The organism is Peribacillus sp. SIMBA_075 (assembly GCF_046534585.1).
On sequence record NZ_JAWRYN010000149.1, the window covers coordinates 1 to 413 of the forward strand.

1 protein-coding gene is annotated in these 413 nt (G+C 47.2%); it reads left to right on the top strand.

What is annotated here, in order from left to right:
• Window positions 1–170: 170 nt before the first annotated feature.
• Window positions 171–413, top strand: a 243-nt coding sequence (locus SB775_RS27550) for a Spo0B domain-containing protein (RefSeq protein WP_410864317.1), incomplete at its 3' end; no start/stop codon positions are given.

Sequence of the window (413 nt, forward strand, 5' to 3'; positions counted from 1 at the left end):
GATCAGAAGATTGTCGAGGAGGAAAGTATAGTTCCGAGATGTGGAGACTGTGGTGGTCGCGGAAGAATGCTAAACCAAAAGTCATGGTGCAACCAAGTTTTCTAATTGCCCCGCTTTTTTTTGTGATACAATAGGTAGGAAAGAAATTCTTATCGACTTGGGTGAATGAGATGGGGTACGAGCGGAGACTGTTTACACAGCAGACCGACCAGCTGCTGGATGTTTTGAACAGGCAGCGGCATGACTGGTTGAACCACGTTCAGGTTCTGCTCGGCTATTTGCATTTGAACCGTACTGAACAGGGAGAAGCACACTTAAAACGCATTGCCCAGATGGCCATGCAGGAGTCCATGGTGGCTCGTCTGAATAGCTCCCTATTGTCCGTCTTCTTCTTGACATTTAATGCACTGAAC